Annotated in this window: 10 protein-coding genes and 1 riboswitch; of the genes, 2 read left to right on the top strand and 8 right to left on the bottom strand. The window is 61.7% G+C overall.

Translation table 11 applies throughout. The features are described 5' to 3' along the window. Positions 1-109 precede the first annotated feature (109 nt). On the top strand, positions 110-505 hold the full coding sequence (locus VJV58_RS15780; RefSeq protein WP_324138297.1) for a thioesterase family protein: 396 nt from the start codon (positions 110-112) through the stop codon (positions 503-505). A 116-nt stretch (positions 506-621) separates the two neighbouring features. Here the strand turns inward: VJV58_RS15780 and proC are convergent, their stop codons facing one another. Both proC and VJV58_RS15770 read right to left on the bottom strand, forming a co-directional pair. After that, entirely contained in the window at positions 622-1,443 is an 822-nt protein-coding gene (gene proC / locus VJV58_RS15775) for a pyrroline-5-carboxylate reductase (protein ID WP_324138295.1), read from the bottom strand. A 158-nt stretch (positions 1,444-1,601) separates the two neighbouring features. Continuing rightward, complete coding sequence (locus VJV58_RS15770; protein WP_324138294.1) at positions 1,602-2,102, bottom strand: YbjN domain-containing protein; 501 nt, start codon at positions 2,100-2,102, stop codon at positions 1,602-1,604. A gap of 418 nt (positions 2,103-2,520) precedes the next feature. After that, a riboswitch (FMN riboswitch) is annotated at positions 2,521-2,670 on the top strand. 68 nt (positions 2,671-2,738) lie between these two features. On the opposite strand from VJV58_RS15770, the gene VJV58_RS15765 reads away from it, so the two are divergent. After that, the gene (locus VJV58_RS15765) at positions 2,739-3,290 is read left to right on the top strand and encodes a 6,7-dimethyl-8-ribityllumazine synthase (RefSeq protein ID WP_324138293.1); all 552 of its coding nucleotides are present in this window, start codon (positions 2,739-2,741) and stop codon (positions 3,288-3,290) included. Positions 3,291-3,600: 310 nt separating this feature from the next. Here the strand turns inward: VJV58_RS15765 and VJV58_RS15760 are convergent, their stop codons facing one another. The 6 genes from VJV58_RS15760 to VJV58_RS15735 all read right to left on the bottom strand — a co-directional run. Next, positions 3,601-4,554, bottom strand: coding sequence for a ribose-phosphate pyrophosphokinase (locus VJV58_RS15760; RefSeq protein WP_324138292.1), 954 nt, complete (start codon positions 4,552-4,554; stop codon positions 3,601-3,603). Between the two features lie 160 nt (positions 4,555-4,714). Then, entirely contained in the window at positions 4,715-5,347 is a 633-nt protein-coding gene (locus VJV58_RS15755) for a hypothetical protein (RefSeq protein WP_324138291.1), read from the bottom strand. A 90-nt stretch (positions 5,348-5,437) separates the two neighbouring features. Next, positions 5,438-6,208, bottom strand: coding sequence for a peptidoglycan editing factor PgeF (gene pgeF, locus VJV58_RS15750; protein ID WP_324138290.1), 771 nt, complete (start codon positions 6,206-6,208; stop codon positions 5,438-5,440). After that, the gene (locus tag VJV58_RS15745) at positions 6,205-7,272 is read right to left on the bottom strand and encodes a class I SAM-dependent methyltransferase (protein ID WP_324138296.1); all 1,068 of its coding nucleotides are present in this window, start codon (positions 7,270-7,272) and stop codon (positions 6,205-6,207) included. The genes pgeF and VJV58_RS15745 overlap by 4 nt, the downstream gene beginning before the upstream one ends. A gap of 56 nt (positions 7,273-7,328) precedes the next feature. Next, a complete protein-coding gene (lgt, locus tag VJV58_RS15740; protein WP_324138289.1) occupies positions 7,329-8,183 on the bottom strand; it encodes a prolipoprotein diacylglyceryl transferase in 855 nt (284 codons plus the stop codon). A gap of 12 nt (positions 8,184-8,195) precedes the next feature. After that, a partial coding sequence (locus VJV58_RS15735; protein WP_324138288.1) for a dienelactone hydrolase family protein occupies positions 8,196-8,669 on the bottom strand: 474 nt, incomplete at its 5' end.

The raw sequence follows: 8,669 nt of genomic DNA, 5'->3' as shown, positions 1-8,669 counted from the left end.
AACGCCAGTGGGATTTCACGCGGCACCGAGCCGGCAACGCTGGCGATCGTCGTGGATCCCGGCTCGGGGCGGGACGATTCCAAACATTGTTCGCGCGATCGGATCGATCATGGACGCACGCGACATCGTCAAAGTCGGCATGAGCGCCGAGCGGACGCTGGTGGTACCGCCCGAGCGCACCGTCGGCCATTTCGTCCCCCACATGCCGATGGTCTATGCAACCCCCATGATGATCTTGGAGATGGAGATGACGGCGGGTGACGCCATCAATAAATACCTCAGACCAGGCTGGGTGACGGTCGGCACCGAGGTCGATGTCCGCCATCTCGCAGCAACGCCGGTGGGCGCGCGGGTGCGCACGACCGCGCGGGTAGTCGCGGTGGAGCGGCGGGTGGTCCGGTTTGAGATCGAAGCCTTTGACGACAAGCACCGGATTGGTGAGGGTCGCCACGCCCGCGGCCTCGTCAATGTCGAGAGTTTCACCCGACATCTGGCTTCGCGATAGCGCCCGATCGATTCTGATGAGTCAGAATCGGGGTTGGAGCTCATTGTTCCGACGCGTTTTCTTCACGCGAACCGACGCGCACACACACCCGTCAACCTCGCTTGAAACGCCCTATATTACTTTGCCAGCTCTCTCGAGCGTCTCGTCGCCGCTGCAACGGCGCGCGTCAGCAGCGACTGCATGCCATCCGGTCCCATCAGCACTTCCAGCGCGGCAGCCGTGGTGCCGCCCGGCGAGGTAACGTTCTGGCGCAGCGTCGCCGAAGCAAGCTCCGAGCGATGCAGCAATTCGCCGGAGCCGGCGACGGTTTCGCGCGCAAGCCGGGTCGCAAGCTCCGCCGGCAAACCGGCTTCGGCACCGGCGCGCGCCAGCTCTTCCGCCAGCAGAAACACATAGGCCGGCCCGGAACCGGACACGGCGGTCACCGCGTCCATCAAACGCTCATCCTCGATCCACTCGACCGATCCGATCGCGCGCAGCAATGCGTCGGCGCTCTCGCGCTGCACGGTCGCGACGTTACTCGCTGCCACCGCAACCGTGATGCCACGTCCGATTGACGCGGGCGTGTTCGGCATCGCGCGCACCACGCTGCCGCCGCAATTCCCGGAGACCGAAGCGATGGTCATGCCCGCCATGATAGAGACCACCAGCGTCGATGATCCAGTGAAGGATTTCAGTGTCGCGCCGGCATCGCGGAAAGTCTGCGGCTTCAGCGCGACCACCAGCGTCGCAACTGCGCCGACGTCCGCGGGCGATGGATTGAGCCGAACACCTTTCGCGCTCAGCGCTTTGATCTCTGCGGAGGGATCCGGCTCAATCACCCCGACCCGCTTTGGATCGAGGCCACGCGCCAGCCAACCCGACAACATGGCGCCGCCCATCTTCCCCGCGCCTGCGAGAACGACGTTTCCCTTCATACTTTCCAGAGCGCTGCTCATACTCGGGTACATCACTATCCGCCGTCATCCCCGCGAAAGCGGGACCCTTAACCACAGGCGGTTCTAGTTCATCGAGATGTTTGCAACAAGCGCCATGGAATTCGGATCGCGAGTACAGCTCGACGCTCGACTTGGCGCCGCCTCGCAGTTGAAAATGTTCACGCCTCGCCCTCGGTGTCGAACATTGCCGCGCTCATCGCCTCTGTCGCGCTCTTGCCGGCCCAGACCACGAACTGGAACGCGGGAAAATAGCGCTCACACGCATGAATGGCGCCGACCAGCATGCTCTCGCACTGCGCCGTGGATGCGATGATGCCGCCGGGCAGCACCAAGGCCTGCCGGTACATGATCATCCCGGTGTGGGTCCAGATATCGAAATGGCCGATCCACAACTGCTCGTTGATGGAGGCAATCAGCCGGGCGACCTCGGCGCGCCGCGCCACCGGAACTTTCATGTCAAAGGCACAAGCCAGATGCAGCGCCTCGATTTCGGTCATCCAGGTGAAGGACAGTTGGTAGTCGGTCCAGTTTCCTCTGGAGACGATCGTCACCTCGTCTTCGCCGGAACGTTCAAACGACCAGTTGTGATCCGCGGCGATGTCCTCGACGACCGCGAGCGGGTTGTTCCGGGAATCAATAACGCCTTCGAGGAGGGACATGCCGTCTCGACCTTGCCTTTGAACGTTGAGATACGATGGTTGGTACGCACGCAGCAGACTAATACGCCTTGGCCTGCCGCTTCGCTTCCAATCAGGATGGTTGCCCGGGCCTGCGCGGATCAAGTGATGTGATTTGCGGAATCCGCGCAATGTCACCTCGAGTCCATCCACAGGCAAAGCGCTGCTCGTCCACAACTGTCGCCAGACGTTAACGATTGCATGAGAACAAACCGGAATCGGATTCACGGTTTGCGAGTCCGGCGAGCAAAGTTCGCGTTATACGCGCCGGATGGTCGCCGCTCTCCGAGCGCCGGAATACGCGCAGCTCATGGGCGTATGCCGATTGGCGATTGCGAAACGGCTTGCTGATGGCGCCTCGCTTGGGCATAGTTCCGGCAGGCCGTTCATACCGGGCGGCCGATGTTCTCAGGGCGGGGTGAAACTCCCCACCGGCGGTAAGGGTGAAAGCCCAAGCCCGCGAGCGCTTTCCTCAGCCCTTGAGGAAGGGTCAGCAGATTCGGTGTGACTCCGAAGCCGACGGTTAAAGTCCGGATGAAAGAGAACGGTCGCGACAGCCGCACAGCGCGCGGCGCGTCGTTCCGTATGCCCTGATTCTGGTCCTGAAAGAGGAAAGCCATGAATCAGATGTTATTAGAGACCTCCGAAGCAAACTCGCAAACCATCGACCGTCCGCCTGCTCCGGCGCATCCGCGATTTTCAAAACCGCAGCGGGTCGCGTTCGTGCAGTCTTCCTGGCATCGCGCCGTCGTAGAAGAATGCCGCATTGCGTTCCTTCAGGAGATCGAGGCACGCCATATTGCGCGTGCGCAAATCGATTTGTTTGAGGTGCCGGGTTCGTTCGAAATCCCGCTGCACGCGCAACTACTGGCAAAAACCAGGCGTTACACGGCAATCGTCGCGGCGGGGCTCGTTGTGGACGGCGGCATCTATCGACATGAATTCGTCGCGGACACCGTGATCAAGGCGCTGATGGATGTGCAATTGCGCACCGAGGTGCCGATCTTCTCGGCGGTGCTGACCCCGCAACAGTTCCATGAGAGCGCAGCGCATCTCGATTTCTTTCGCAAACATTTTGCGATCAAAGGCATCGAGGTCGCGGAGGCGTGCGCCAACACGCTGCTCAGCCTCGAGCGGCTGCGTGGCCAGGTAGCGGCCGGTATTGTGTAAGGATTGCGCGCGCTGTTACTGGCTGAAGTGAAAACTACATCGTCGGTCTTCATCCCTCCCACTTGTGGGGAGGGAGGGCACATCGTGAGCGGCGCGAACGATGTGACGGGAGGGGGATCGCTTTCGCAAGCGAACGATTCAGCGCTTTTGCATGCGCTGCCCCCCAACCCGGCGCTTCGCGCCATCCCCCCACAAGTGGGAGGGATGAGAAAGCGCGAGCTTCGCTCGCCTCGGACGGGAGAAGCGGCGCGCGGACGAGATCGCGTAGGTGTGTCTCGTGCTGGCCTGTTTAAAAATGAGAGGATGTGGCCTAATCAAAAAGGCTCGATACCGACTCTTCCGAAGCGGTGCGGCCGATCGCCTCCGCAATTAACGTTGCGATCGATAGCGTGCGGATGTTCTTGGCGAGGCGAACCGCTTCGGTCGGCAGGATCGAGTCGGTGATCACAAGTTCCTTCAGCTTCGAGGTTGTGATGCGGGCGGCGGCGCCGCCCGACAGCACTCCATGCGTGATGTAGGCGTAGACTTCCTTGGCGCCGTTGGCGAGCAGCGCATCGGCTGCGTTCACCAGTGTGCCGCCGGAATCCACAATGTCGTCGATCAGGATACACGTATATCCGGCAACCTCGCCGATCACGTTCATGACCTCGGATTCGCCAGCGCGTTCGCGGCGCTTGTCGATGATCGCCATCGGCGTGTTGATCCGCTTTGCCAGGCCGCGCGCGCGCACCACGCCGCCGACGTCGGGCGACACCACCATAACGTTACTGAGGTCGAAGCGCTCGCGGATGTCGCGCACCATCACTGGCGAGGCGAATAGATTGTCAGTTGGAATATCGAAGAAGCCCTGGATTTGAGCAGCGTGCAGATCGACCGTCATGACGCGGTCGGCGCCGGCATGCGTGATCAGGTTAGCGACCAGTTTGGCCGAGATCGGCGTGCGCGAGCCTGATTTACGATCCTGCCGGGCGTAGCCGAAATACGGGATCACCGCTGTGATGCGACGCGCCGATGCCCGCCGCAGCGCGTCGGTGATGATCAGCAATTCCATCAGGTGATCGTTGGCCGGATACGACGTCGACTGCAGGATGAATACATCCGAGCCGCGCACGTTTTCCTGGATTTCGACGAAGATCTCCATGTCCGCGAAGCGCCGGACCACGGCCTTGGTGAGCGGGAGGCCCAATCCTTCGGCAATGGCCTGCGCCAAAGCGGGGTTGGAGTTGCCGGAAACCAGCTTGATCGAGCCGTTCTTGGCCGACATCGAATCTTTTCCCCGCGGGCTGGAGACCACGTTCAGCATATCGGGACACCCACGAAACCGGCAATGTTGGACGGCGAGGTGATATCAAGGAGCTACCTTGGCTGGCAACCCGCCACCCTCGTTTTCCCGGCAAAAATGCCCTCCATTCGGGGGCTTTTGCTTAATCGGCGGTGTAGCCGAGCGCGCTGACGCTGAATTGGCCATGGCGGGGAGAGGGCTGATCGGCGTTGGCCACCGCAGGCTCCCGTTTGCCTGACGGGATTTGGCCCGGCATATCCGAAGGTCCTGCGCCGTTGACCATTGCGCTGAGGCCGCTCAGGCCGGCTTGGGCGATTTTCCGAAGCGTCAGGTCGTCGGCAGCACCCCAGGCGTCACGACCGGCCTTGCCGGCAGCTTCCTCGCCGCTGAGCCGCAGGGCCCTTTGCTGCTCGCGATCATAAACGTCCCAAACCCACGCGATCACAGCGCGGCCGTGATTGACCTGAGCGGAGAGATAGCTTCGCACGCGATAATTCGCCGAGCCCTCACGCGACACAATCGACAGGTTGCGAAGCTTGGATTCACTGTCGAGCACGTTCACCATGCGATCGAATATTTGCGGAGGTGGGCCGTCGATCGATTCAAAAGTGACCGTGGCGCCCGCTCCCGTGCTCGCCATAGCGTAAGCGCCGCTGCCAGCTCCGCCGCCGGCACAGCCGCCGAGTCCACTCGCGACAGTTACGAGAAGCGCGGCCGCCGCAATGCGCGCTGCGATCTTGGCTAAAGGGCGGGGAGGGGTCACGGCGTCTCTCATCGTACCCCGAGCGATATCGTTAAAATGCGTTAAGGTCTAGGGCAGAGGCGAGCTTCGACGGGGCATGGTTCTTTCGGGCTGTTTTGAAACTTATCCGTGCTCCAGCGCGATGGCATGCACGTGTCTGCCATAATCTGGCTCGTTCCGATGCACCGAGCGGCGGTAACTGTAGAAGCGCTCGTCCGAATAGGTATCGACGCCGAGATCGTCGATCATCAGGACGCCGGCACCTTGGAGGCGCATCCGAATGAAGCCGGCAAGATCGAACATCGCATGACCCTCTGGCGCAGAGGGAATGAAGAATAGACTGTTTTCGGCGTCGGCCTCGATGAACCGCTCGACGAATTCGCCGCCAACTTCATAAGAATGCTGGCGGATCAACGGGCCGATCGCCGCTACGATGCCGGTTCGTTCGGCGCCGAGCTTCTCCATCGTGTCGACCGTCGATTCCACGATGCCTGTCAACGCGCCCTTCCAGCCGGCATGCGCGGCTGCAACCACGCGTGCGTTCGGATCGACAAACAGGATCGGGCCGCAATCGGCGGCGGTGATGCCGATCGCGAGTCCTTCGGCCCGTGTGACAATGGCGTCCGCGCGTGGCCGCGAGGGGCCTTCCCAAGAGGTGGAAACCACCACGGCATCTCGCGAATGAATCTGCCACGGGCTGAGAAAACGCGATGGCAGGACACCCATTTGCTCCGACATGCGGCGGCGATTTTCCGCGACATTGGCGGGATCGTCATCCGATCCAAGACCGCCGTTGAGGCTGTCGTAGAGGCCGCGCGATACGCCGCCATCGCGGGTGAAGAACGCGTGGCGCAGGCCGGGAATAGCCGAAAGCAGCGGCGAAACGAGCATCATGAAGGCTGGACCCTGTCGTGTGCTCGCCCGTCCTCAAAGCCCGCCAATGACATCAGGCGAGGCTCCGAGACAGCCAGCACCTTGAACATGGATCCCATGCCGCCTCTGCCACCGCCAATCAGCCGCTTCAGCGCGCTTGCGATGTCCTCGGAAGCCTCATGGCTGGCCTTTGCCATCAGGCTTGCCGCCCGTGTCTCGATTCCAAGCCGTTTCAGAAATTCGCCCTGTGGCACAGGTCCGTGGACGCGCGCTCCCAGATCCTCGGCTGCGCGGGCAAGCGCCTCGAAATCGACGTGAGCGGTAACGTCGGCCTCGCCCGGACCCTTGAGAGGATCGGCGAAGCTGTGGCGAGCGATGGCCTGAAACGTATCACCGGCATCGCTACGGATATGGCCATAATCGATGATCAGCGCGGCGCCGTCCTGGTCGCGAACGTGCGCCGCGATCTTCATCATCTCGACATCGGGCCGCCATTCGAAAATTGCGCCGACCGGAGCGGCGCGTACCAGCGCGGGCAAAAGGACCTCGAAGCGCGGCGTAGGTTCAGCCGCGGCGCTGAACACCAGCTGGCCGCTGGCGTCGATGTCCACCGTACGCTCGTGCCACCCGTTCTCTCCCTTTACGGCCTGGTGAATCGGCAGCACGTCGAAATATTCGTTTGCGAAGATAATGGCCGGTCCGTCGGGGACGTCGTCGATGTTGTCATGCCAGCTGATATCGCGCACGCCTGACAGCATCGAGGCTTGCTTTTGCCGCAGCACCGGATTGATCTCGATCAGGTGCAGGCTGAGCGCCTGGTGAAGCGGCGGCAGCACGCGCAACGCGCGCAGCGCGTCCGCCATCATGGTGCCCCGGCCCGGTCCAAGCTCGATCAATCGCAGCAACGGCGGCGAGCCCATCGCCTTCCACACCGACGCCGCCCACAACCCGAGCAATTCGCCGAACATCTGGCTTACTTCCGGAGCCGTAGTGAAATCGCCTTCGCGCCCGAGAGGGTCGCGCGAGACATAGTAGCCAAACTTCGGATGCGTCAGGCAAAGTTCCATGTAGCGCCAGACCGGCATTGGCCCAGACGCCTTGATCAGATTCTTGATCTCCAGGTGCAACGGCGAATGTTCGCTCACGATGTGCTTTCGGCGCGGTTCGCTTTGTAGTTCGGAGCCTTGCGGCGCCACGCCACTATCATAAGAACAGAGCCCGCGATGATCATCGGCACCGACAGCAGCATACCCATGGTCAATCCGCCCCATAAAAATCCGAGCTGCGGGTCGGGCTCGCGGAAGAACTCACTGGCAATGCGCGCCAATCCGTAAAGCGCGATAAAGCTGCCGAGGATCAGTCCGGGTCGCTTCAGCGCGCCAAAGCGAATCATCACCGCCAGGATCGTGAACAGTACGATGCCCTCAAGCCCGGCTTCGTAGAGCTGGCTGGGGTGGCGCGGCAAGGGCCCGCCATTCGGAAATATCATGGCCCAAGGCAAATCTGGATCGGCCGGCCGGCCCCACAACTCACTGTTCACGAAGTTAGCGAGCCTGCCGAGAAACAGTCCGATAGGTCCGACCGCGGTGGTGATGTCCCCAAGTGACAGGATCGGAATATGGTGTTTGCGGCAGAACAAGATCACCGCCACGGCGCAGCCGAGAAAGCCGCCGTGGAACGACATGCCCCCCTTCCACAGTTCGAAAATTTCCGCCGGGTGTTCGATGAAGAAGGGCAGGTTGTAGAACAGCACGTAGCCGGTGCGGCCGCCAAGGATGATGCCGAGCGTGACCCAGAGGATAAAATCGTCCAATTGCGGCAGCGTGATCGGTGCCGGTCCGCCCCATAGCGTTTCATCCTTGATCAGCGCGCGCGCGTAGATCCAGCCCAGCACGATGCCGCCGATATAGGCCAGCGCGTACCAGCGGATTGCGAACGGTCCGATCGCAATGGCGATCGGATCGAAGACCGGAAAGGCGATCAAAAGAAAGGGCATCGAGCCTGCGGCTTATTTGGAGAGGTTGCGCCGATAGAGCGCCAGGAGCCGTTCCCAATGCCGCTCGGCGGCATCGCGATCATAAACCGGCCGCTTCGGAAATGCGAAGCCGTGATGAGTGCCGGGATAGATCTCGACCTCGCCATTGGCGCGATCGTCCTTCATTCGCTGCTTCAACTTCTCGATGATATCGGCGGGCGCGTAGATATCCGTCTCGGCGCAGCCGAAATAAAGTTCGGCTTTGGCTTTTCGGGCAGCCAGATGGGGACTGTCGGGCTCGTCAGTAACCAGATGCGTTCCGTACATCGAGGCGGCAGCCTTGACCCGCTCCGGGAAATGCGTGGCCGCATTGATCGCATATCGCCCACTCATGCAGTAGCCGACGGTGCCGACGATGTCTGCGCGGGCGGCAGATTGGCGCTCGGCATAGTCAAGCAACGCGCGGGTGTCTTCCATGACCAGCGGAATGTTGATCGAGGCCATCAG

The organism is Bradyrhizobium sp. (assembly GCF_035273305.1).
Classification (GTDB): Bacteria; Pseudomonadota; Alphaproteobacteria; order Rhizobiales; family Xanthobacteraceae; genus Bradyrhizobium.
Note: the sequence above shows the minus strand (reverse complement) of the source record. Positions and strands in the feature narration are given on the sequence as shown.